The 706-nt window shown below is 74.6% G+C and carries 1 protein-coding gene; it reads right to left on the reverse strand.

From position 1 onward, the window contains the following. Nucleotides 1-41: 41 nt before the first annotated feature. Nucleotides 42-706: APC family permease (locus AC4FQ5_RS19735; RefSeq protein WP_491146270.1), on the reverse strand; the 665-nt coding region annotated here is incomplete at its 5' end.

A 706-nucleotide genomic window follows, 5' to 3' on the forward strand; every position in this document is an offset into this window, starting at 1 on the left:
CTTCCTCTACTAGACGGCCGACGGGCGCGGCGGGCGCCGGCTCAGCTCGCCCGCGAGCGGGACCGCAGTGCGATCGCGCGGCCGACGACGCCGGCCAGGACGACGAGCAGTCCGGCGACCGCCGGCACGGGCGGCAGCGTCGCGACGAGGACGACGCAACCGACGACTCCGAGAACGGCTGTCGTGCGGAGACCGACGATGCCGCGCGACCGCCCGGCCAAACGGACGGCGGACAGGTTCGCGACCGTGTAGTAGATGAGGACGCCCACCGACGACAACGCGACGGCGGCCGCGACGTCCGCGAACAGGACGAGGGCGACGACGAGCGCGCCGAGGACGATCTCCGCTCGCGCGGGGACGCGCGAGCGCGTGCTGATCGCCGCGAGCCACGACGGCAGATCCCGCTCGCGCGCCATGGCGAGTGAGGTCCGGCCGATGCCGGCGAGCAGGCCGAGGAGCGCGCCGAGCGACGCGATCGCCGCGCCGACGCGGACGACAGGGACGGCGCCGTCCCAGCCCGCGCCCCTGACGACCTCGACGAGCGGCTCACGACTGATCGCGAGGCCCTCGACCCCGAGCGTGGAGACGCACACCCACGCGACGGCGAGGTAGACGACGAGAGCGCCGACGAATGCGAGCGAGACCGCTCGGGGGATCGTCCGCGCCGGATCGCGGACCTCCTCCCCGAGGGTCGCGATGCGTGCGT

Source organism: Chryseobacterium sp. DT-167, from assembly GCF_058310155.1.